General features: G+C 56.2%; 20 protein-coding genes. 14 read left to right on the forward strand and 6 right to left on the reverse strand.

The window, feature by feature from the left end:
• Positions 1–240: 240 nt before the first annotated feature.
• The 3 genes from ABIB60_RS13045 to ABIB60_RS13055 all read left to right on the forward strand — a co-directional run bounded on the left by ABIB60_RS13045 (position 241) and on the right by ABIB60_RS13055 (position 3,173).
• Positions 241–1,050, forward strand: coding sequence for a hypothetical protein (locus ABIB60_RS13045; protein ID WP_354580441.1), 810 nt, complete (start codon positions 241–243; stop codon positions 1,048–1,050).
• A gap of 90 nt (positions 1,051–1,140) precedes the next feature.
• Positions 1,141–1,830: a response regulator gene (locus ABIB60_RS13050; protein ID WP_354580443.1), complete on the forward strand. Its 690-nt coding sequence runs from the start codon at positions 1,141–1,143 to the stop codon at positions 1,828–1,830.
• Positions 1,827–3,173 carry a HAMP domain-containing sensor histidine kinase gene (locus tag ABIB60_RS13055; protein WP_354580444.1) on the forward strand — a complete coding sequence of 449 codons (1,347 nt, stop codon included), beginning with the start codon at positions 1,827–1,829 and terminating at the stop codon, positions 3,171–3,173. The genes ABIB60_RS13050 and ABIB60_RS13055 overlap by 4 nt, the downstream gene beginning before the upstream one ends.
• 281 nt (positions 3,174–3,454) lie before the next feature.
• On the opposite strand, the gene ABIB60_RS13060 is transcribed toward ABIB60_RS13055, so the two are convergent.
• The 5 genes from ABIB60_RS13060 to ABIB60_RS13080 all read right to left on the reverse strand — a co-directional run bounded on the left by ABIB60_RS13060 (position 3,455) and on the right by ABIB60_RS13080 (position 10,569).
• Positions 3,455–4,066: a hypothetical protein gene (locus tag ABIB60_RS13060; protein WP_354580445.1), complete on the reverse strand. Its 612-nt coding sequence runs from the start codon at positions 4,064–4,066 to the stop codon at positions 3,455–3,457.
• A 493-nt stretch (positions 4,067–4,559) separates the two neighbouring features.
• Positions 4,560–6,389, reverse strand: coding sequence for an AAA family ATPase (locus ABIB60_RS13065; RefSeq protein ID WP_354580446.1), 1,830 nt, complete (start codon positions 6,387–6,389; stop codon positions 4,560–4,562).
• Positions 6,390–6,473: 84 nt separating this feature from the next.
• Complete coding sequence (locus tag ABIB60_RS13070; RefSeq protein WP_354580447.1) at positions 6,474–8,855, reverse strand: ribonucleoside-diphosphate reductase subunit alpha; 2,382 nt, start codon at positions 8,853–8,855, stop codon at positions 6,474–6,476.
• Positions 8,856–9,269: 414 nt separating this feature from the next.
• Positions 9,270–9,488: a hypothetical protein gene (locus tag ABIB60_RS13075; protein ID WP_354580449.1), complete on the reverse strand. Its 219-nt coding sequence runs from the start codon at positions 9,486–9,488 to the stop codon at positions 9,270–9,272.
• A gap of 118 nt (positions 9,489–9,606) precedes the next feature.
• On the reverse strand, positions 9,607–10,569 hold the full coding sequence (locus tag ABIB60_RS13080) for a ribonucleoside-diphosphate reductase small subunit (protein ID WP_354580450.1): 963 nt from the start codon (positions 10,567–10,569) through the stop codon (positions 9,607–9,609).
• Between the two features lie 449 nt (positions 10,570–11,018).
• On the opposite strand from ABIB60_RS13080, the gene rplU reads away from it, so the two are divergent.
• Together rplU and rpmA are read left to right on the forward strand one after the other, a co-directional pair.
• The gene (gene rplU / locus ABIB60_RS13085) at positions 11,019–11,324 is read left to right on the forward strand and encodes a 50S ribosomal protein L21 (protein WP_315998138.1); all 306 of its coding nucleotides are present in this window, start codon (positions 11,019–11,021) and stop codon (positions 11,322–11,324) included.
• A 115-nt stretch (positions 11,325–11,439) separates the two neighbouring features.
• The gene (rpmA, locus tag ABIB60_RS13090; protein ID WP_354580452.1) at positions 11,440–11,745 is read left to right on the forward strand and encodes a 50S ribosomal protein L27; all 306 of its coding nucleotides are present in this window, start codon (positions 11,440–11,442) and stop codon (positions 11,743–11,745) included.
• A 69-nt stretch (positions 11,746–11,814) separates the two neighbouring features.
• Here rpmA and ribD read toward each other — a convergent pair whose 3' ends face one another.
• A complete protein-coding gene (ribD, locus tag ABIB60_RS13095; RefSeq protein ID WP_354580453.1) occupies positions 11,815–12,855 on the reverse strand; it encodes a bifunctional diaminohydroxyphosphoribosylaminopyrimidine deaminase/5-amino-6-(5-phosphoribosylamino)uracil reductase RibD in 1,041 nt (346 codons plus the stop codon).
• Between the two features lie 90 nt (positions 12,856–12,945).
• Between ribD and prmC the strand changes: the two genes are divergently transcribed.
• From prmC to rfbA, 9 genes are all read left to right on the forward strand, one after another.
• Entirely contained in the window at positions 12,946–13,809 is an 864-nt protein-coding gene (gene prmC / locus ABIB60_RS13100) for a peptide chain release factor N(5)-glutamine methyltransferase (protein WP_354580455.1), read from the forward strand.
• A gap of 117 nt (positions 13,810–13,926) precedes the next feature.
• Positions 13,927–14,523, forward strand: coding sequence for an acyltransferase (locus ABIB60_RS13105; protein ID WP_354580457.1), 597 nt, complete (start codon positions 13,927–13,929; stop codon positions 14,521–14,523).
• Between the two features lie 53 nt (positions 14,524–14,576).
• Complete coding sequence (locus ABIB60_RS13110) at positions 14,577–15,875, forward strand: nucleotide sugar dehydrogenase (protein WP_354580459.1); 1,299 nt, start codon at positions 14,577–14,579, stop codon at positions 15,873–15,875.
• 78 nt (positions 15,876–15,953) lie between these two features.
• On the forward strand, positions 15,954–16,976 hold the full coding sequence (gene galE / locus ABIB60_RS13115) for a UDP-glucose 4-epimerase GalE (protein WP_354580460.1): 1,023 nt from the start codon (positions 15,954–15,956) through the stop codon (positions 16,974–16,976).
• A gap of 96 nt (positions 16,977–17,072) precedes the next feature.
• Entirely contained in the window at positions 17,073–18,125 is a 1,053-nt protein-coding gene (gene rfbB, locus ABIB60_RS13120) for a dTDP-glucose 4,6-dehydratase (protein WP_354580461.1), read from the forward strand.
• A 141-nt stretch (positions 18,126–18,266) separates the two neighbouring features.
• Positions 18,267–18,758: a hypothetical protein gene (locus ABIB60_RS13125; protein ID WP_354580463.1), complete on the forward strand. Its 492-nt coding sequence runs from the start codon at positions 18,267–18,269 to the stop codon at positions 18,756–18,758.
• A 92-nt stretch (positions 18,759–18,850) separates the two neighbouring features.
• Positions 18,851–19,858 (forward strand): SDR family oxidoreductase, encoded by a 1,008-nt coding sequence (locus ABIB60_RS13130; RefSeq protein WP_354580464.1) that lies wholly within the window; start codon positions 18,851–18,853, stop codon positions 19,856–19,858.
• Positions 19,859–19,898: 40 nt separating this feature from the next.
• Positions 19,899–20,255: a four helix bundle protein gene (locus tag ABIB60_RS13135; RefSeq protein ID WP_354580466.1), complete on the forward strand. Its 357-nt coding sequence runs from the start codon at positions 19,899–19,901 to the stop codon at positions 20,253–20,255.
• 59 nt (positions 20,256–20,314) lie between these two features.
• Positions 20,315–21,187 (forward strand): glucose-1-phosphate thymidylyltransferase RfbA, encoded by an 873-nt coding sequence (gene rfbA / locus ABIB60_RS13140; protein WP_354580468.1) that lies wholly within the window; start codon positions 20,315–20,317, stop codon positions 21,185–21,187.
• The last annotated feature ends 37 nt before the right edge of the window (positions 21,188–21,224 follow it).

Genomic DNA, 21,224 nt, shown 5'->3' on the forward strand with positions numbered 1-21,224 from the left:
TTGCTAAACTACTCGTCATGCTGAGCGAAGTCGAAGCATCTCTACTGTTTCGTTGGAGTTGCCATTTCAACGTCAGCACGCGAGATTCCTCGGCAAGCTCAGCATGACGGTCAAGCGTAGTTATCCCATCTAAACCCCACCTGAAGAAAAATTAATTTCAGCTTCAGCCCAGCCTCAGGTGGCGCTGGCACCTTTGGGTCAGTAATCGGAACAAACCGGTTGCCGTAACCAACTGCTACCATGTCTCATTCCCTGCCTAAGCTCCCCCTTCTGCTCCTGTTGCTGGCCGCCGCCGCCGCCCCCGAAGCTCACGCCCAGCAAACCCGCGCCGCCCGCAAAGCAGCCCGCGCCGCTGGCTCCACCACGGCCGCCGTGCCTGCCCCGTCCGTAGCGGGTGCCCCGGCCGGTGCGCCGCAACTGCCCCCGCCTCCTCCCGGCGGGCCCGCTGGCCCCGGCCACAAACCCGGTCGGCCGGCCCCCCGCGCGGTGCAGGAACTGTCCGATTTCAGCGGCACCCTCACCCAGTACGTGGCTACTAATGATGAGCAAATCGTGGACGGCTTCGTGCTGAACACCGGCTCCGGCACCGATACCGTGCGCCTGCCCCGCCACGCGGCCCAGCAGCTGATGGCCGCTGCCAAGGCTGGGAGCCGGGTAACCATAACGGGCTTCCGCCACACCGGCCCCGACGGCCGCGCCGCCTTGCACCTAGTGTCTCTCACGGCCGGGGGCCAAACCATTAAACCTACCCCGCCAACGCCGCCCACCACCCCGCCCACCGAAGCTTCCTCCACCGTGAAAGGCACCGTGAGCAGCCTGCGCAAAGACCGGGAAGGCCGCGTGAACGGCTTGATTATGAATGACCAAACTATTGTGCGCGTGCCCCCGCACGCCGCCGAGCAGCTGAGCGCCAAGCTGCGCACCGGAGCCACCGTGGAAGCCACCGGCTACCTGCACACGCCCCGCCCCGGCGAAGTAGCCCTGCGCCCCGTGCGCAGCCTGCGGGCCGAAACCCTCACGCTGGATGGCGTGCGGTTCCTGCTCCAATAACGTTCCTCGCCCGGCATCCGGCCCGGCCCGCCCGCGCGTACTGTGCCGGTGGGCCGGGCTTTTGCGGCCTTCTTCCCCTCAACCTCCCGTATGCGAATCCTCCTGATTGAAGACGAAGCCCGGCTGGCGGCCTTTGTGCAGCAGGGCCTGCGCCAGGCCGGCCACGTGGCCGACGTAGCCGACAACGGCGCGGCCGGCCTGGAGCTGGCCGCCACCACGCCCTACGACGTGATTCTGCTCGATTTGATGCTGCCCGGCCAGAACGGGTTTGAGGTGCTGGGCAACCTGCGCGAGTTCGGCCTCACTACCCCGGTTATCATCCTGAGCGCCCTCAGCGACACGGCCCACGTGATTCGGGGGCTCGATGCGGGAGCCGTGGATTACCTGCGCAAGCCGTTTGAGTTTGATGAGCTGCTGGCCCGCCTACGCATTGTACAGCGCAAAGCCACCGGGGCCGAAGCCACCACCCTGCGCCTCGCCGACCTGGAGCTGGACCCAGTGCAGCGCCGCGTAACCCGGGGCGGGCAGCCGCTCACCCTCACCAACCGGGAGTTTGCCTTGCTGGAGCTGCTGCTGCGCAACGCCGGCCGCGTGGTCACCAAAACCCGCATGGCCGAAAAGGTATGGGATGTGGACTACGACATGGGCTCCAACGTCATCGAAGTGCACCTCTCGCAGCTGCGCCGCAAGCTCGACCGGGCTTTCCCCCACCTGCCCCCGCTGCTGGAAACCGTGGTGGGGCACGGCTACCGCCTCGTGGCCGACGGGGCCCGCGCATGAGGCTGCTGGCGGGCCTGCGGGGGCAGCTGCTGCTGCTGTTTGCCCTGGTGTTTGGGGGCGTTACGCTGCTGGCCAGCGGCTACCAGTACCGGCAGCTGGCCCACACCCTGCACCAAACCGACGACCAGCTGCTGCTGCGCCAGGCCCGGCAGCTCCTGGCCCGTACGTCCTTCGAGCCCCTACCCACCGTGCCCTTGCCTGGCTTGGGCGAGCAGCTGCGCGTAGTAGCCCACGCCGCCGGCCAACCCGACCAGGAGCTGTTCCGCTCCCCGGCGTTTCCCGCGCCCCTGCCGCCGCAGTTGGCGCTGGGCGAGCCCGCCACCTGGCAGGGCCAGCGCGTGGTGCGCCTCCAATCCACCCCCGACGACCAGGACCGGTACGTTACGCTGTGGCTGGCCCACTCCGGCGAGCCGCTTTCGGTGGCGGTGCAGCAGCTGCGGCAGCGGCTGGGGTGGGCGTTGCTGGGTAGTCTGGCGTTGGCTGCGGCGCTGGCGGCGCTGCTGGGCCACCGGGCGCTACGCCCGTTGCGCCGCATGGCCCGCGCTGCCTGCCGCCTCCACGAGGCCCCGGGTCTGCAGCAGCTGCCCGAGCCCACCACCGGCGACGAGGTACAGGACCTGGCCCGCACCCTCAACCAGATGCTGCACCGCCTCCACGAGAGTGCCCAGCTGCAGGAGAACTTCCTGGCCGCCGCCGCCCACGAGCTGCGCACCCCGCTGGCTACCTTGCACGCCGGCCTGCACACTGTGCAGCATACCCCCGCGCTGCCCGCCGCTGCCCAGCAGCAGCTGGCCGCCCAACAAGACGAAGTGCGCCGCCTCAGCCGCCTCGTCGATGATTTATTGCTCAGCAGCCGCCTGCGGGCCGGGGCCCTGCCGCTGCACCGCGCCCCGGTGTCTCTCGATGAGCTGGCCGTGGCCACTGTGGATAGGCTGCTACCCCAGTTCCGTAGTGCCGGCCGCCCCCTACACCTGGCCGTAGCCGACGACGTGCCCGCCTACACCGTTTCGGGTGATGCCGATAAGCTGACCACCGTGCTGGGCAACCTCCTTGAAAATGCGCTACGTCACGCCCTGCCCGGTGGGGAGGTGCGCGTATCGGTAGACCGGGAAGCCGCCACCGGCTGGCTCTACGTGGAAGTAGCCAACCCCATCCGCCACTCCCTCGGCGACCTGAGCCGCCTGACCACCGCCTACTACCAGGCCGACGTACTCAGCAACGGCGCGGGCCTGGGCCTCTGGCTCAGCAACCAGCTGGCTGAGTTGCACGGCGCGCCCCTGCAGCTCCAGGAATCCGACGGTTGGTTCCGAGCCCGCCTCCGCCTGCCCCCGCTACCGGAGTAGCCGAATAGAGAGCTAATATCATGTAGAGGCGCAGCCGAAGCATCTCGCTCGCCTAGCGTTGCAGTGGTAATTCACACCATAAAAACGCCTTGCAGAGCGCCGCGAAGCATCTCGCGTGCTGATGTCGGAAATGGCTCTGCAACGTTAGCACGCGAGATGCTTCGCGGCGCTCTGCATGACGTTCTGTTGAGTGTAACGACCGTTCCAGTATCCACCATAAAACCACAACGGCTTCCTCAACCGAGGAAGCCGTTGTGGTTAATAAGCCTGTTGCGCCCAACCTACTGTCCCGCCCGCACGGGAATGTTGGCGAAGGTGCCCGATACGGTAATATCGCACTTACGCTTGGGGAACGTACTGTATGCCACGGTGGGGTCATTGGCTCCCGTCAGAGTGGTGGTGTAGGTGCCGCTCAGCAGCTGCCGCTTCGCATCGTAGCCGCTGATAACGAAATTGCCCGTTACGTGCTGCATGCCGCTGGGGTAGATGACGGTGCCGCCGCCCAGGCGCTCAGGCAGGTCGTAGTAAAAGCGCGTTTCCGCGTCCAGGGTCCGGTCGCGCAGGGTTTGCAGGGTATAGGTACCGCTAAAAGTAGCGGGTAGCTTCGTGCGGTCCAGCGTGAAGCGGATGCCCTCGGCGGTAGTGGCGGGGGCCACGCCCACCGATAGGCTATGAGTCGATTGGGTAGCCGAAGCCACCAGCTGCGCCGCCTGAAAAGTCGTGTCGCGGCGCTGGCCATTATCCTGGTACACGATGGCGCGGCTGTACGTGATAGAGGGCTCCGGCACGGCCTCCGGCGTGGGCGCGGGCAGTTCCTGGTCGTCTTTCGAGCAGCCCGCGGTGAAAGCAAGCGTCAGACCCAGCAGTAGCGAGAGAGTAGCGTTGTGATGCATACGATAGGGGATAGGAGGGTGTAGAAACGCTATATAGAAAACTGTGCCAAGCGTGACTACTGGCTTAGTAATTCCTACCTGAACGAAAAACGCCGCCCGGATTTCTCCAAGCGGAGCGGTGGCGGTTTGCCTGGTTACATAGGCCGCTTCACTCAGCAAATCCACTAGTTTCGAAGCCCTGAGGCGACCTCACGGCGCAAAATCAATCGGTTAGAAACACTGAGGCCGCCTCACTCGCCCAAACTGTTCGGTTTCGGGCAATGAGGCGGCCTCAGGGGATGGAACAATTCGTTTCGGTGCTCCTGGGGCTTCGTAGGGCTACCACTGGCGCGTGGGTAGCGGATCGATTATAACTCGTAACTCCTGCTACCGGGAGGATGTGTCTCCTTCACCCGAACGAAAAACGCCGCCTGGATTTCTCCAAGCGGCGCGGTGTCTGTTTGCCACGTTGCAGCAGTGCAGGTGTAATCTCTACCTCAAAGAACTCTTCCTCTTATACCTGTACTTCTCTAAATAAATCTAAGATGTCGTTTGGAATAAGTTGTATACGCTTAAGTGAATTTGTTAGTCCTTCGCGTGTGAGATTTCTGCCATATTCCTCATTAAAAATGCCAAATAATTCTTTGCCACGTCTTTCAATAAACCATCTAGGATAATCAATTGTATATCCATTTGTATATGTAACCGGAATGATGTCTTCTTCATTTTGTTTTATATTTTTAATTTTTGGTTTAACGTGTGCTAAAATTGAATTAGATATATTTTGTATCTGAACTTGACTTAAATTTCTGATTTTTTCTTCTTCGCCTGATGATATGTCATACTTTGGGACATTATTAGGAATAATTTTACCTGTTGCAAAAATGAGTATAGGGTCTAACATGTAATTTTCTATGCTATACCTATCAAGTCTGAATATTCCATCTGAGGTGTTATTGCCATTGTCTTTATCAATAATTCCTCTTATGGTCTCACTGAGGCCAGATTCTCTTAAGCCTTTTGACCAATGGTTTACACTATTAACACCTGTGCCTGATACAAATGTTATTGTAGCGTAGCCGTTAAGAAGTTTATTGTCATTCAAGAGGCGATATAGAGCTTGATAGAATGGTTTATCATCCTTGCCTTCTATTAGTACGGTGCGAGTAGAAGGCATCACTAAAACCATTCCTTCTGTTAATGAATTAATAGCCTCCTCTCTGGAATTTACTTTACTGAGTAATGTTGGGTCTTTTCTTAACTCGTAAATACTACAGTCATCTGCTTCTGGTGCCAGTGCTACAGTTGATGGAGAGTGAGTTGTCATAATGACTTTTACTCCATGTTTTTTTACTAATACATCGTAGACAACATTAAAAAATTGCTTTGTCATAGAAGGATGCAGGTGCGCATCCGGTTCATCTAAAAGTAAAATATCTTGATCTACACCATTTTCCTTAGCATAATAAAGAAGCATTGCAAGAGACATTAATATTCTTTCTCCGGAAGACAAATCATAAAACTGTAAATTATACTGTTTGCTGGTGTGGGTAATAGTTATCGAAAAAGGTATGTTTAATGACTCATTAATTCCGCTCTGAAATACCCTTGCAATATCTTCGGAATTTGGTGCTGAAATTTTGTAGGGTAATCTAGATGCCTCTATTGCTTCATTTAAAATTTCCCATGGTGCAATATCTTGTTCATCAGGTAGTCCTGCATTTATCCTGGCTAGCCTTTTATATTCAAAGAGAAAAAAAGTAAAACTGAGTGTAGCACCATTAGACATATAGTAATCTTCAAATATAATGTGGTCTGGAAGATTTAATGAAATATCAAAAGGGGTTATATCGTTTTCGTCTTTATTTAGTGTAGAACATAAGAAGTCCCATATAGCAGGGGCCTTTGATTTAGCAAGATGATAAAATCTATTGGTTGAATTCCTTGCTTCTAATAACGTATTTAATTGTTGTTCTTGTTCGTAAGAAAAACTTCCGTTATAATTATTGCTGTTATTAATTCTAGGGTGTTTATAATTGTAAATTGTTTCAACTATTAACTTTAAATCTCCGTATGTGAATTTTTGATTGTCAAGTGAGATGTTGCTAAATCCATTGGCGCCTTGACTGAATCTATTGAATTTGAAATTATGATCTAAGAAACTTTGATCTTCAGATTGGCCATTTCGCTTGTTATTAAAAGCATCATTATATCGCTGAGAAATAACTTCGAGTAATTGGCTTTTGCCTGCTCCATTCAGGCCTGTTACAATCGAAAGAGAAGCTATATCATCCCATTCAAATGGTGAAATTGATTTATAATTTTGGGTAAATGAAATCTTCATCTGTGTTATTTATTTAAAAGCAAAAAGGTGCGCCTGAGATGTTTAGTCAAATCAGACGCACCTTTCTATAAAAAAATTTCCCCCTTACGAACCGCAGGCCTCGCAGGCGTCGGGGTTGTCCAGGGAGCAGGCCATGTCGGAGGCGTTCTGGGCCGATACGTTTAGCGGCTCCAGGGTCTCGGCGGCTTGCTTCTGCACCGTGAACTTGATGGCGTCGGCGGCGGCTTTGGTGCGCAGGTAGTACATGCCGGTTTTCAGGCCCTTCTTCCAGGAGTGGAAGTGCATGCTGGTGAGCTTGCCGAAGTTCACGTTCAGCACGTGCAGGTTCAGGCTCTGGCTCTGGCAGATGTAAGCGCCCCGGTCGGCCGACATATCAATAATGCGGCGCTGCGAAATCTCCCACACCGTTTTGTACAGGTCCTTGATGTTCTGCGGGATGCTGGGGATGTCCTGCACCGAACCGTTGGCGGCAATGATGGCGTTCTTCATCTGCTCGTTCCACAGGCCCAGCTTCACCAGGTCCTTCAGCAGGTGCTTGTTCACCACCATGAACTCGCCGCTCAGCACGCGGCGCACATAAATGTTGGAGGTGTAGGGCTCAAACGACTCGTTATTGCCCAGAATCTGAGCCGTGGAAGCCGTTGGCATAGGCGCTACCAGCAGGGAGTTGCGCACGCCGTGCTCCATCACCTGGGCGCGCAGCGTGTCCCAATCCCACCGGCCCGACTCGGGCGTTACGCCCCACATATCGAACTGGAACTGGCCCTTGCTCAAGGGCGAGCCGGGGAAGGTTTCGTAATGACCGTCGCGCATGGCCAAATCCTTGGAGGCCGTCATGGCCGCGAAGTAGATGGTCTCGAAGATGTCCTTGTTCAGGCCGCTGGCTTCGTCGCTCTCGAAGGGCATACGCAGGGCAATGAACGTATCGGCCAGCCCCTGCACACCCAGCCCGATGGGGCGGTGGCGGCGGTTGCTGCGCTCAGCCTCAATCACGGGGTAGTAATTGATGTCGATAACCTTGTTCAGGTTCATCGTGGCGTGGTAGGTAACCTCGTAGAGCTTCTTATGGTCGAAAATGAGGTTGCCGGCCTCGTCGGGGCGCACGTAGCGGGGCAGGGCCAGCGAGGCGAGGTTGCACACGGCAATTTCGTTCTCGTCGGTGTACTCCATAATCTCGGTGCAGAGGTTGGAGCTCTTGATGGTACCGAGGTTTTTCTGGTTGCTCTTGCTGTTGGCGGCGTCCTTGAACAGCATGTAGGGCGTGCCGGTCTCGGTCTGGCTTTCCAGAATGGCAAACCACAGCTCCTGGGCCTTGATGGTTTTGCGGCCGCGGCCTTCCCGCTCGTACTTCTGGTAGAGCTTCTCGAACTCCTCGCCGTAGGTGGTGTCTAGGCCCGGGCACTCGTGGGGGCACATCAGCGTCCAGTCGCCGTTGGCTTCCACGCGCTTCATGAACAGGTCGGGCGTCCAGAGAGCGTAAAACAGGTCGCGGGCGCGCATTTCCTCCTTACCGTGGTTCTTTTTCAGATCCAGGAAGTCCATGATATCGGCGTGCCAGGGCTCCAGGTAAATGGCGAAAGCGCCCTTGCGCTTGCCGCCGCCCTGGTCCACGTAACGGGCCGTGTCGTTGAACACCTTCAGCATGGGCGTGAGGCCGTTGCTGGTGCCGTTGGTGCCTTTGATGTAGGAGCCCGTAGCGCGCACGTTGTGCACGGCCAGACCAATACCGCCGGCGCTCTGTGAAATCAGGGCGCAGTTCTTCAAGGTGTCATAGATGCCCTCGATGGAGTCGTCCTTCATCGTGAGCAGGAAGCAGCTGCTGAGCTGGGGCTTGGGCGTGCCGGCGTTGAACAGCGTAGGCGTGGCGTGCGTGAACCACCGCTCGCTCATGAGGTTGTAGGTCTCAATGGCGGCGGCAATATCCTCCTTATGAATGCCCACGGCCACGCGCATGATCATGTGCTGGGGCCGCTCCACCACCTTGCCGTCGAGACGGAGCAGGTAGCTGCGCTCCAGCGTCTTGAAGCCGAAGTAGTCGTAGTTGTAGTCCCGGTCGTAGATAATGGCCGAATCCAGCGTGGCCGCGTTGGCGTGCACGATTTCCCACACGTCCTGGGCAATCAGGGAAGCGTTTTCGCCGGTTTTAGGGTCTTCGTAGGTGTGCAGCCGCTTCATGGTGCTGCTGAACGACTTGCTGGTGACCTTGTGCAGGTTGCTCACGGCAATGCGCGCGGCCAGAATGGCGTAGTCGGGGTGCTTGGTAGTGAGCGAGGCAGCCGTTTCGGCGGCCAGGTTGTCCAGCTCCACGGTCGTCACGCCGTCGTAAATCCCGTCGATAACCTTCTTGGCTACCTCAATGGGGGAAATGAAATTCTGGTTGAGCCCGTAGCAAAGCTTCTCGATGCGGGCCGTAACCTTATCGAACTTCACGGATTCGCGGCGGCCGTCGCGTTTGAGTACCAACATAAGCGTAGCAGTTGATGTAGGGAGTGTTGGAGTATGAGCACGCCCGCCCCGGCGGGGGCAGGCACAAGGTCAGAAACAGCTCGAAGGAGGCCCGCTCGTAACGGGGCGGTATCCATTGATAGCGGAAGATATTTCTATCTGGGTTGTAGGACAAACCTTCTTTTCAGAAGTTTTCCACATAAGCGTAAAACGCTAGTGCTTAGGCCGTTTTTTGTAATTCAGGCCCGTCTATATAGCGCGCTAAAACGGTTGGAAATCAGGTTGCGGTTTTCCGCCAGAAGTCGTATTGCCGGGCCGCTGCCGCAGCAACTAAACCCAAAACAGCCAACGACGCGGGCGCCGTTGACTGTGCAGGGAAAGAGCAAAAAACACCAGCAGCAGAACAGTAGCTGCGGGGGCCGAACTCCCCGTAATCTACTTGTTGCGCCGTAGATACCAGATGGCTCCGGCGGCTACCAGCCCGGCCCCGGCCAGCAGCGCGCCCACCGTAACCGGCGGCCCGAAGGCTTTGCAGGAGCAGGTAGTAAACACTGGCTTGCCATTCACCCGCAGCCGGCGGCGGCAGAAGGCACACGGCGTCAGATCGGGGTCTACCTGGCCCGGTAGGGGCCACTTGGGGGAGATGGGTTGCATAGTACGCGCATGTATGGTGGCAGCTGATGAATACCGGGCTACTCCCGGAAGTAACCCACTAAAAAAGCCCCACCCCGGTGGTGGGATGGGGCTTTCCTGAGTACAGGCCGGGTAGAGGCTAGAAGTCTTCGTCCAGGGAGAAGGCGTTGGCCGTCCGGTCCGAGAGCACGCCCGCTTTCTGATACTCGCCCACGCGCTTCTCAAAGAAGTTGGTTTTGCCCTGCAGCGAAATCATTTCCATGAAGTCGAAGGGGTTGGAGGCGTTGTATATCTTGCTGTAACCTAGCTCCATCAGTAGGCGGTCGGCCACAAACTCGATGTACTGCCCCATGCTCTGAGCGTTCATTCCGATCAGGTTTACCGGCAGCGCATCCGTCACGAACTCCTGCTCAATCTGCACCGCATCCCGAATGATTTCGTGCACGCGGGCCTCTGAGAGCTTGTTCTGCAGATGGTCGCGGTAAAGCAGGCAGGCAAAGTCGCAGTGCAGCCCTTCGTCGCGCGAAATCAGCTCGTTGCTGAAAGTCAGGCCGGGCATCAGCCCCCGCTTTTTCAGCCAGAAGATGCTGCAGAACGAGCCCGAGAAGAAAATGCCTTCCACGGCGGCAAAGGCAATGAGGCGCTCCGTGAAGTTCTCCGAGTTGATCCACTTCAGCGCCCACTCCCCCTTCTTCTTCACACAAGGCACCGTTTCCAGCGCGTTGAACAGATAGTCCTTCTGCTTGGGGTCTTTGATGAACGTGTCAATCAGCAGGGAGTAGGTTTCGGAGTGGATGTTTTCCATCATCACTTGGAAGCCGTAGAAGCAGCGGGCCTCGGCCATCTGCACTTCCTGCATAAAGTTTACGGCCAGGTTTTCGTTGACGATTCCGTCGGAAGCGGCGAAAAAGGCCAGCACGTGCGAGATGAAATGCCGCTCCCCGTCATTAAGCGAGTCCCAATCTTTTTGGTCCTGGCTCAAGTCGATTTCCTCAGCCGTCCAGAACGAGGCCTCGGCCTTCTTGTACATCTGCCACACATCGTTGTGCTGGATCGGGAAGAGGACGAAGCGGTTGGGATTCTCAGTGAGCAGAGGTTCCATAGCAGCAGGTATAAGGTTGAAATGACAACGGCCCAGTCGTTGGGGTGCAGTGCCCAACCCCGAGGCAAAACAGAATGTTTCGCGGGTTGGCGCCTTGGTAACGAACCCAAAGATAAACCGCTGAGCTGGGAAGAAGCCCCCGGGTTTTACATTTTTTCTGTGTTAATTTTTGTGTATGCCCAAAAAAATCCGTCGCCGCTAATACTCTGGGGAAGTGGAGGAATCTGACGGAAAGCGTGTGAATAATTAAAGTTATCCACATATTTTCTGTGGATAATTGGGGTTGTCCACAGAAAATGTTATTCGCACACCCGCTGGCACGTTCCTGATAAAGCCCATTGTTGCTACCAAAATGGCAGGAGCAATGAGGTTTAGTGAGTTAGGGTTTGGATTTGTAGAAGGAACCTTCTACTTTTGCCTTCCATTTTTCAGAAACCGCGAAGACGCCGATGTACGCAATTGTCAACATAGCCGGGAAGCAGACCAAGGTCGAAGCCAATAAATTTGTATACGCTCACCGCTTGGCTGGCAACGTCGGCGACAAAGTGGAGCTGGGCAAAGCCCTGCTGACCGATGATAACGGAACCCTCACCATTGGCTCGCCCGAGCTGGACGTTACCGTAAGCGGTACCATCCTGGCCCATGTAAAAGGCGACAAGGTGTTGGTATTCAAGAAGAAGCGCCGCAAGGGCTACAAGAAGCTGAACGGCCACCGTCAGCAGTTCACGAAAGTATTGATCAACAGCATCGGCTAGTTTGTCTGAGCTGTTAGCTAATGGCTATTAGCTGTTGGCTTTCGGTTTGACTGGCTTTGCTCTTTTACTCAAAAGCTAACAGCCAACAGCTAGTAGCTAAAAGCTAAATAATACCATGGCACACAAGAAAGGCGTAGGTAGCTCCAACAACGGCCGCGAATCAGAAGCTAAGCGTCTGGGCGTGAAAATCTTCGGCGGGCAAAGCATCATTGCCGGCAACATCATCGTGCGTCAGCGCGGTACCAAGCACCACCCCGGCCAGAACGTGGGTATCGGCAAGGACCATACCCTGTTCGCTATGGTTGACGGCACGGTGCAGTTCCGCAAGGGCCGCAAAGACCGTTCGTTTGTATCGGTAGTTCCAGTAGGCGTTGAAGCTGCTGACGTGCACACGTCGGCCACCGTTTCGGCTGCCGAATAGTTAAGCAACCGGATTTTAAGTAAAGGGGGACTGTTCGTAAGGACTGTCCCTTTTTGCATTCCGGGTTGGTTAGTGCGGCCGGTAGATAAATACCTCGTCGTTCCCAACCGGGAAATGCTCGTGCAGGCCCGTGAGTCCTATGCGGGGAGCCGGCACTCCACCACCCAACTGGTGTGGGGCCCGGATAACCCGGGCTTCATCCCACAGCCCATCTTTCAGCAAAGAATTGAGCACCGTGGGGCCTCCTTCCACCAGCACCGACTGAATAGTGCGTTGGTACAGGTTCTGCAGAATTTGGGGAAACAAATCCTCCGCCTCGGACAAGGTTACGTAGTCTAGGTTGTCTTGGATGGCCCGCTCCCGGTAGGTGTAGACCACAGTAGGCTGCGTGCCATCGAAGAGGTGGTGCTTGGGGGGGAGGCTAAGGTTTTTATCGATAACCAGCCGCACGGGGTCTTGGCCGGGCCACTCCCGCACGTTCAGGCGCGGATTGTCGTGCAGGGCGGTGCGGGTGCCTACCAGAATGGCGTGCTCCTCGCTGCGCCACTGGTGTACGGCTACCCGGGCCAACTCCCCGCTGATAGGCACGGGCTGAAAGTACGGCCCCGCCAGGTAGCCGTCGGCGGTTTCGGCCCACTTCAGCACTACGTAAGGCCGCTGCTGCTCCTGAAATGTGAAGAAGCGGCGGTTCAGGTGGCGGCCCTCCTGCTCTAGCAGGCCCGTTTCTACCCGAATACCCGCATCACGCAGCTTCTGAATACCTCGCCCCGCCACCAGCGGGTTGGGGTCGAGGTTACAGACCACCACTTCAGCCACTCGGCGGTCAATCAGCAGGTCGGCGCAGGGCGGGGTCTTGCCGAAGTGGGAGCAGGGCTCCAGCGTTACGTACACCCGGCTTTGCGGCAGCAGGTGTGGTTCCGTTACGGCATGCACCGCATTTACCTCGGCGTGCGGCCCCCCATATTGACGGTGCCATCCTTCGCCAATAACCCGGCCCTGGTGCGTAATAACACAGCCTACCAGCGGGTTGGGCCGGGCATAGCCAGTGCCTAAACGGGCTAAATCGAGGGCCCGGCGCATCATCAGTTGGTCAAAATCGGAGAAGGGCATAAGCAGAGCAGAACGGGGTAGGGTGAGTGAAGATACACGATGCCTGGCAACCCTGGCCAGTGGTGCCGGCTGGTAGCGTACCTTTGCTGCATGCCTACTCTGCGCCAGCACACCGATAGCCTCGCGGCGGCCCTGCATTCCATATATGACGGGCCGGAAGCGGCAGCCATAGCCGGGCAGGTGCTGGAACACTTGTTGGGCCTCACGCCTTTGCAGCGCCGCATGCAGGCTCAGCAGGAGGTAGCCCCAGAGCCGGTAACAGCCCTAGCCGATATACAGGCGCGCCTGCTCCGCCACGAGCCCCTGCAATACGTGCTGGGCGTGGCATATTTCGATGGGCTGGAACTGGAAGTGACACCGGCTACCCTGATTCCGCGGCCCGAAACGGAGGAGTTGGTGGCCCTGGTTGCCCGCGAGCAGCAGCACCGGCCGGGGCTGCGGGTGCTGGATGTGGGCACCGGCACCGGCTGTATCCCGCTGGCGTTGGCCCAGCGCTTGCCAGGAGCTTTTTTTACGGCTGTAGATATATCGGCGGAGGCCCTAGTAGTGGCCCGCCGCAACGCGGCCCGGTACAGCATACCCGTCGATTTTCAGCAAGTAGATATTCTGCTAGAGTTGCCAGTGCTGGCGGCGCCGGTGCAGGTACTGGTGAGTAACCCCCCCTACGTGTTGGAGAATGAGCGGGCCCTGATGCGACCTAACGTGCTGGAGTACGAGCCAGGTACAGCGCTGTTCGTGCCCGACAACGACCCGCTGCTGTTCTACCGCCGTATTGCGGAGCTAGGCCGGAGCCTGATGGCAGAAAATGGGGTGCTGTATGTTGAAATCAATGAGCAGTTTGCCGCCGAAACGATTGAGCTGCTGCAGCGCCTGGGCTATGTGGCCGCCGAGGCGCTGCCGGACATTTTTGGCAAGTACCGAATGGTGCGTGCGACCTGGCTTGGGCGTGCCTAATAGGTTCTTATTGGCCTGCCACGGCAGCTTCTGAGGTAAGCCACCCCACAGATTCCCAACAGACTACCAAAACCACTACCTTTGCGGGCTGAAATACTTCTCTCTCACTCCGCCGGCATGTCCGAACCATCTGCTTACTACGCGCATCCTACGGCCATCCTGGACTCAGGCTGCCAGATTGGGGCGGGTAGTCGTATCTGGCATTTCTGCCACGTGAGCAGCGGCGCCGTGCTGGGCGAGGGGTGCAGCCTGGGCCAGAACGTGTTTGTAGCCGAAGGCGTGGTGCTGGGCCGCAACGTGAAGGTGCAGAACAATGTTAGCCTGTACGCGGGCGTGCATTGCGCCGACGACGTGTTTCTGGGCCCCTCCGTGGTGTTTACCAATGTGCGTAACCCCCGCGCCGCTGTGCCGCGCCGGGGCAGTGCCCATTATGCTGAAACTCATCTGGGGCAGGGCGTTACGCTGGGTGCCAACAGCACCATTGTATGCGGCATTACGCTGGGTGAATATGCTTTCGTTGGGGCTGGAGCAGTGGTAACGCACGATGTGCCGGCTTATGCTATGGTATATGGCAACCCCGCCCGGCAGCACGGCTGGATGAGCGCCTACGGTCACCAGCTGCAATTTGATGCTGGGGGACAAGCCACCTGTCCGGAAAGCAGGGCAGTCTATCAGCTAACCAACCAGCATGTTTCCCGTATCAGCCCCGGCTAAGCCTTAGCCACTAATAGCTTTTCACTGTCACTCATTACTCAGTCACCTCTATCGTGTACGAGCAACTTCTCCAAAAACAGGCCAAGCTGGCCGTTATCGGCCTCGGATACGTAGGCCTGCCTATTGCCCTCGAATTCGCCCGTAAAATCAACGTAATTGGGTTCGATATCAATGCCAAGCGCGTAGAGATGATGCGCAACAACATTGACCCCAGCGGCGAGTTGGAGGCCAAGGACTTTGCGGGTTGCGACATTGAGTTCACCGACTCGCTGGACGTGCTGAGTCAGGCAACCTTCTACGTGGTGGCGGTACCTACGCCCATTGACGAGCATGCCCAACCCGACCTGAAGCCCCTGCTTGGTGCTTCCACTTCGGTAGGTAAAGTGCTGAAGAAGGGTGATTACGTGGTGTTTGAAAGCACTGTATATCCGGGCTGCACCGAGGAAGACTGCATTCCGGTAATGGAAAAGCATTCGGGCCTGAGCTATGCTAACGGTGACTTCAAAATAGGTTACTCACCCGAGCGCATCAACCCCGGTGACAAGGAGCACACCCTGAGCAGCATCGTGAAAGTGGTTTCCGGTGGCGACGAGGAGTCGTTGGAGGAAATTGCCAAAACCTACGAGCTGGTGGTAAAGGCTGGCGTGCATCGGGCTTCGTCTATCAAAGTAGCTGAGGCTGCCAAAATCATCGAGAATACGCAGCGCGACGTGAATATTGCGTTGATGAACGAGCTGTCGATGATTTTTGACCGCATGAACATCAACACCTACGAAGTGCTGGAAGCGGCCGGTACCAAGTGGAACTTCCTGAAGTTCTCGCCCGGGCTGGTGGGTGGCCATTGCATCGGGGTAGACCCCTACTACCTCACCTATAAAGCTAAGGAGCTGGGCTACGACGCCAAGGTGATTTTGAGCGGCCGAACCACCAACGACAACATGGGTGCTTACATCGCCCGCCGAACCGTGCAGACGATGATCAAGCAGGGTAAGGATGTGTCCAAGAGCCGGGTGCTGGTAATGGGGGCTACGTTCAAGGAAAATGTGGAGGATATCCGCAATTCCAAGGTGGCCGATGTAATTCAGGAGCTGAAGAACTTCTCGGTGAACGTGGACATCATTGACCCCCACGCCGATTCGGAAGAGCTCAACCACGAGTACGGCTTCCGCCTGACCCCGGAAAGCGAAACCCGCACTGATTATGACGCAGTTATTGTGGCGGTAAGCCACAAAGCCTACGTGGAACTGGATGAGGCTTACTTCAAGTCCATTACAAATCAGCCCGCCGTTATTGTAGACATCAAAGGAATGTTCCGCAATAAAATTCAGGATTTGGCTTATTGGAGCCTTTAATAGAGTAGCTGAGAAACGGAGCGTTTGCCCAGCAAACCTCCCTGCTTAGATACTCAGCTACTCAGTTACTCATCAAAGATGGACAGAGCAAAAATTCTGGTAACGGGCGGAGCCGGCTATATTGGCTCGCACGCTGTGGTGGAATTATACGAAGCTGGTTTTCAGCCAGTGCTGGTCGATAATTTTGCGAATTCGCAGGAGCGTGCCCTGGACGGCGTGGAGCGGATTCTGGGCGTGAAAGTGCCGTTTCACCGCATCGACTGCAACGACGTGGAAGCCATGCGCGCCGTGTTTGCCGAGGAAGGCAACCTGCGCGGCGTGATTCACTTCGCAGCCTACAAAGCCGTGGGCGAGTCGATGCAAAAGCCCCTGGAATACTACCAGAACAACGTAGGCTCCTTGCTGACGCTGCTGGAGGTGATGCGCGAGTTTGGCGTGGAGGCGCTGGTGTTTTCGTCGTCGTGCACGGTGTACGGCGTGCCGGATGCGCTGCCCGTTACCGAGCAGACGCCTACCAAAAAGGCCAACTCGCCCTACGGCGCCACCAAGCAGATGTGCGAGGATATCCTGCGCGACGTGGTGGGCCTGGGCTCCGACTTCCGCACTATTCTGCTCCGCTACTTCAACCCCATCGGGGCCCACGAGTCGGCGCTGATTGGGGAGCTGCCGCTGGGCGTGCCCCAGAACTTAGTACCCTTCGTGACCCAGACGGCCGCCGGTATCCGGGAGCAGCTCACCATCTTTGGCGACACCTACGACACGCCCGACGGCACCAACATCCGTGACTACGTGCACGTGGTGGATCTGGCCAAAGCCCACGTGGTGGCCGTGCAGCGCCTGCTCGACAAAACCGGTGACAAGGTGGAAACCTTTAACGTGGGTACTGGCCGCGGTAACTCGGTGCTGGAAGTGGTGCAAGCCTTCGAGCGCGCCACCGGCCAGAAGCTGAATTATAAAATTGGCCCGGCCCGCGCCGGCGACGTGCCCGCCATCTACGCCGACGTAACCAAGTCGGTAGAAACCCTCGGCTTCAAAACCAGCACCTCGTTGGAGGAATCATTGGCCAGTTCCTGGAAGTGGCAGCTTGCTTTGAAAAAGTGAAGTTGTGAACGGTGAAATTGTGAAGGCTCGTCTCGCAGAACTCACATATTCATCTTCCAGTCTTCACAATTTCACAATTTCACAATATCACCCATCATGAAAATCATCATCACCGGCGGGGCCGGCTTCATTGGGTCGCACGTGGTGCGCCTGTTCGTGACCAAGTATCCGGAGTATCAGATTCTGAACCTGGATGCCCTGACCTACGCCGGCAACCTCGAAAACCTGCGCGACATTGAAAACGCGCCCAACTACCGCCTGGTGAAAGGCGACATCACCGACCAGGCTTTCGTAGACAACCTGTTTGCCACCGAGGAGCCCGACGCCGTGATTCACCTGGCTGCCGAAAGCCACGTGGACCGCAGCATCACCGATCCGCTGGCTTTCGTGAAGACCAACGTGCTGGGTACGGTGCACCTGCTGAACGCCGCCAAAAACCTGTGGAAACCGCTGAACTACGAGGGCAAAGTGTTCTACCACGTAAGCACCGACGAGGTGTACGGCTCCCTGGACTTCGGCCCCGAGATGTTCACCGAGGAAACCAGCTACGACCCCCGCTCGCCCTACTCGGCCAGCAAGGCGTCGTCGGACCACTTTGTGCGGGCCTGGCACCACACCTACCACATGCCGGTGAAGCTGAGCAACTGCTCTAACAACTACGGCCCCAACCATTTCCCCGAAAAGCTGATTCCGCTGGCCATTCACCGCATTCAGCACGGCGAGGCCATTCCGGTGTACGGCAAGGGCGAAAACGTGCGCGACTGGCTGTTCGTGAAAGACCACGCCACCGCCATTGATGCCGTGTTCCACAAGGGCACCGTGGGCGAAACCTACAACATCGGCGGCGTGAACGAGTGGGCCAACATTGAGCTGATCCACCTGCTCTGCGACACGCTGGACGAGAAAACCGGCAAGGAAAAAGGCACCTCGCGCAAGCTCATCAAGTTTGTAACGGACCGCGCTGGCCACGACCTGCGCTACGCCATTGACTCTAGCAAAATCATGAACGAGCTGGGCTGGAAACCGTCCGTGACGTTCGAGCAGGGCCTGAGTCAGACGGTGGATTGGTACTTGGAAAACCAGGAGTGGCTGAACAACGTCACCAGCGGCCAGTACCAGGATTACTACCAGAAACAGTACAACCGCTAGGTCAGAAAGAACGTCAGCAGTAGGGCTTGTTGAAATAGCTATACTGCTGACGGTTGAGTTGTATTCAGAAGATGTAGTAAGAGATAAGATGAATTTGGTGAAAGCGAAAGCAACTTTTTGCTAGACAAAATATTCGTTGATATGAAAAGGCAAATAAAAAATTCAGTCATTTTTGTGCTTCTTTCTATTGGCTGTAACAGAGTTAATTCTGATGATTTGCAAATCGATAATTCGCAATTATCACAGGTGAAAAATGAATTATCATATGATTCGCTAGATGTTCTGCTGAATGCAGAAGATGAGGATATAAATAATTCCAAAATTATACTATCTAAGTGTAAAATAGGTTATGATGCTAACCTAAATCCTGTAAAGTATATTACAATTTTAAATAATACGAATAGATCAATAAATGGAATAGAGGCCCTTGATGATAAAGAAGAGGAAAGGATTAAAATCAAGATACAGTTACAGCCTAAATCCAGTAGATCCATCAAAAACTCTCTTTTGAATTGTTCTTCCTCTTTGACTGGTATCTTCTACGCAGATGGAGAGTATGAAAGTATAGCTTCCGCTGAATCGATTCTTGGAATAAAAAAGAATAAACATCGTAATACTTATCGGATTGACTGAGTATAATGTGATTTATTTTGAATATATTATTTGTAATTCAATTATAAATATAGTATTATTTTATAATTTGCACATCTCAACACATTGGCATAGTGTACAACACTCCTTTTCACGACCAGCCGCTCGATAACCTGAGCTTCCTCGTTACCGGCGGGGCCGGCTTCATTGGCTCGAACCTGGTGGAATACCTGCTCAAGTACGGGGCCAAAGAGGTGCGCGTGCTGGACAACTTCTCCAACGGCTTCCGCAAGAACGTGGCGCTGTTTGAAGGCAACCCAGCCCTACGCGTGATTGTGGGTGACATCCGGGACCGGCAGACGTGCATTGATGCCTGCCAGGGCATTGACGTGGTGCTGCACCAGGCGGCCCTGGGCTCCGTGCCGCGCTCCATCAACGACCCCATTACGAGCAACGACGTGAACGTGGGCGGCTTCGTGAACATGCTGGTGGGGGCCAAGGAAGCAGGCGTGAAGCGGTTCGTGTACGCGGCCTCCAGCTCCACCTACGGCGACCATAAGGCCCTGCCGAAAGTGGAGGACCGCATCGGCAAGCCCCTCTCGCCCTACGCCGTGACCAAGTACGCCAACGAGTTGTACGCCGATGTATTCGGCAAGACGTACGGCATGGAAATCATCGGGCTGCGCTACTTCAACATCTTCGGCCCGCGCCAGGACCCGAACGGGGCCTACGCGGCCGTAATTCCGCTGTTCATTGACGCCGTGCTGCAAGGCCGCCCGCCCCGCATGAACGGCGACGGTGGCCAGACCCGCGACTTCACCTTTGTGGAAAACTGCGTGCAGGCCAACATCAAGGCGGCGCTGGTGCAGAACCCCGAGGCCGTGAACCAGGTGTACAACGTGGCCGTGGCCGACCGCACCTCCCTCAACGACCTGTTCAACATCCTGAAGGAAGAAGCCGGCTCCGACATCACGCCCGAGTACGGCCCCGACCGTGCCGGTGACATACGCGACTCCCTGGCCGACATCAGCAAGGCCAATAACCTGCTTGGCTACCAGCCCCAGATTCGTATTAAGGAAGGCTTGCAAAAGACGCTGGAGTGGTTTAAAACCCACCAGGAGTTCATTGGGATTAGGGATTAATTGATTAGGGATAAAGGACAAAAAGAGTTGTAAGCTGATTATGCACGACTACCGAAAGCTGCGAGTATGGCACGATGCTATTGAACTGGCGGTGGAGGTGTATCAGTTGACAAACGCTTTTCCTGCCTCTGAAAAATTTAACCTGATAAGTCAAATGAATAGAGCAGCTATTTCAGTGGGCTCCAATATTGGAGAGGGTGCCGGCCGGTCATCCAATCCTGAGTTCATTCAGTTTCTGCATTATGCCAGCGGTTCATGCACTGAGCTTATTACGCAGCTAACTATTGCTAAAAGGCTGGGCTTTACTTCTGAGACGGGAGCCGAAACAGTGTCTATAAGAATTCAATCTGTCCACCGGCAAGTAATATCCCTCATTCAAACGCTTCGGAAAGGGTAGTTCTCTTTAGCTCAGAAAGAGTCCCTTATCCTTCATCCTTCCATCCTTCATCCCTAAACATGAAAGGTATTATCCTCGCCGGCGGCTCCGGCACCCGGTTGCATCCCCTTACCCTGGCCGTATCCAAGCAGATGATGCCGGTGTATGACAAGCCAATGGTGTACTACCCGCTGTCTATCCTGATGATGGCCGGCATTCGGGAAATCCTCATCATCACCACGCCCCACGACCAGGTACAGTTCAAGAAGCTGCTCGGCGACGGTGCCAATCTGGGCTGCCGCTTCGAGTACGTGGTGCAGGAAGTGCCCAACGGCTTGGCCCAGGCCTTCGTGTTGGGTGCTGACTTCATTGGCGACGATAAGGTGGCCCTGGTGCTCGGCGACAATATCTTCCACGGCGAAGGCATGGAGGAACTGCTCAAGAGCAACAACAACCCCGACGGCGGCGTGGTGTACGCCTACCACGTGCACGACCCGGAGCGCTACGGTGTGGTGGAGTTCGATGCCAACAACAAGGCCCTCAGCATTGAGGAGAAGCCCGTTAAACCCAAGAGCAACTACGCCGTGCCCGGCTTGTACTTCTACGACAACGACGTGGTACAGATTGCCCGCGACCTGAAGCCCAGCCCCCGCGGTGAGTACGAAATTACCGACGTGAACCAGGAGTACCTGCGCCGCGGCAAGCTGAAAGTGGGCATCCTGGGTCGGGGTACCGCCTGGCTTGATACGGGTACCTTCGAAAGCCTGATGCAGGCCGGGGAGTTTGTGCGGGTGTTGGAGCAGCGTCAGGGCCTGAAAGTAGGGTCGATTGAGGAAGTGGCCTACCGCCAAGGCTTCATTGATGCCGACCAGCTCCGCAAAATTGCCGAGCCCCTGCGCAAGAGTGGCTACGGCGACTACCTCATGCGCCTGCCCGAGCAACTACTGATGTAAGCAGCAGTAAGCAGCTAAAAGAGGGGAGCCGGATGCT

The sequence above is a fragment of the Hymenobacter sp. UYP22 genome (assembly GCF_040547285.1).
Taxonomy (GTDB): Bacteria; Bacteroidota; Bacteroidia; order Cytophagales; family Hymenobacteraceae; genus Hymenobacter.

Bases quoted from the DNA above. Each gene is read 5' to 3' on its own strand.
- ABIB60_RS13045 (WP_354580441.1), top strand. From the start codon at position 241: ATGTCTCATTCCCTGCCTAAGCTCCCCCTTCTGCTCCTGTTGCTGGCC.
- ABIB60_RS13050 (WP_354580443.1), top strand. From the start codon at position 1,141: ATGCGAATCCTCCTGATTGAAGACGAAGCCCGGCTGGCGGCCTTTGTG.
- ABIB60_RS13055 (WP_354580444.1), top strand. From the start codon at position 1,827: ATGAGGCTGCTGGCGGGCCTGCGGGGGCAGCTGCTGCTGCTGTTTGCC.
- ABIB60_RS13060 (WP_354580445.1), bottom strand. From the start codon at position 4,066: ATGCATCACAACGCTACTCTCTCGCTACTGCTGGGTCTGACGCTTGCT.
- ABIB60_RS13065 (WP_354580446.1), bottom strand. From the start codon at position 6,389: ATGAAGATTTCATTTACCCAAAATTATAAATCAATTTCACCATTTGAA.
- ABIB60_RS13070 (WP_354580447.1), bottom strand. From the start codon at position 8,855: ATGTTGGTACTCAAACGCGACGGCCGCCGCGAATCCGTGAAGTTCGAT.
- ABIB60_RS13075 (WP_354580449.1), bottom strand. From the start codon at position 9,488: ATGCAACCCATCTCCCCCAAGTGGCCCCTACCGGGCCAGGTAGACCCC.
- ABIB60_RS13080 (WP_354580450.1), bottom strand. From the start codon at position 10,569: ATGGAACCTCTGCTCACTGAGAATCCCAACCGCTTCGTCCTCTTCCCG.
- rplU (WP_315998138.1), top strand. From the start codon at position 11,019: ATGTACGCAATTGTCAACATAGCCGGGAAGCAGACCAAGGTCGAAGCC.
- rpmA (WP_354580452.1), top strand. From the start codon at position 11,440: ATGGCACACAAGAAAGGCGTAGGTAGCTCCAACAACGGCCGCGAATCA.
- ribD (WP_354580453.1), bottom strand. From the start codon at position 12,855: ATGCCCTTCTCCGATTTTGACCAACTGATGATGCGCCGGGCCCTCGAT.
- prmC (WP_354580455.1), top strand. From the start codon at position 12,946: ATGCCTACTCTGCGCCAGCACACCGATAGCCTCGCGGCGGCCCTGCAT.
- ABIB60_RS13105 (WP_354580457.1), top strand. From the start codon at position 13,927: ATGTCCGAACCATCTGCTTACTACGCGCATCCTACGGCCATCCTGGAC.
- galE (WP_354580460.1), top strand. From the start codon at position 15,954: ATGGACAGAGCAAAAATTCTGGTAACGGGCGGAGCCGGCTATATTGGC.
- rfbB (WP_354580461.1), top strand. From the start codon at position 17,073: ATGAAAATCATCATCACCGGCGGGGCCGGCTTCATTGGGTCGCACGTG.
- ABIB60_RS13125 (WP_354580463.1), top strand. From the start codon at position 18,267: ATGAAAAGGCAAATAAAAAATTCAGTCATTTTTGTGCTTCTTTCTATT.
- ABIB60_RS13135 (WP_354580466.1), top strand. From the start codon at position 19,899: ATGCACGACTACCGAAAGCTGCGAGTATGGCACGATGCTATTGAACTG.
- rfbA (WP_354580468.1), top strand. From the start codon at position 20,315: ATGAAAGGTATTATCCTCGCCGGCGGCTCCGGCACCCGGTTGCATCCC.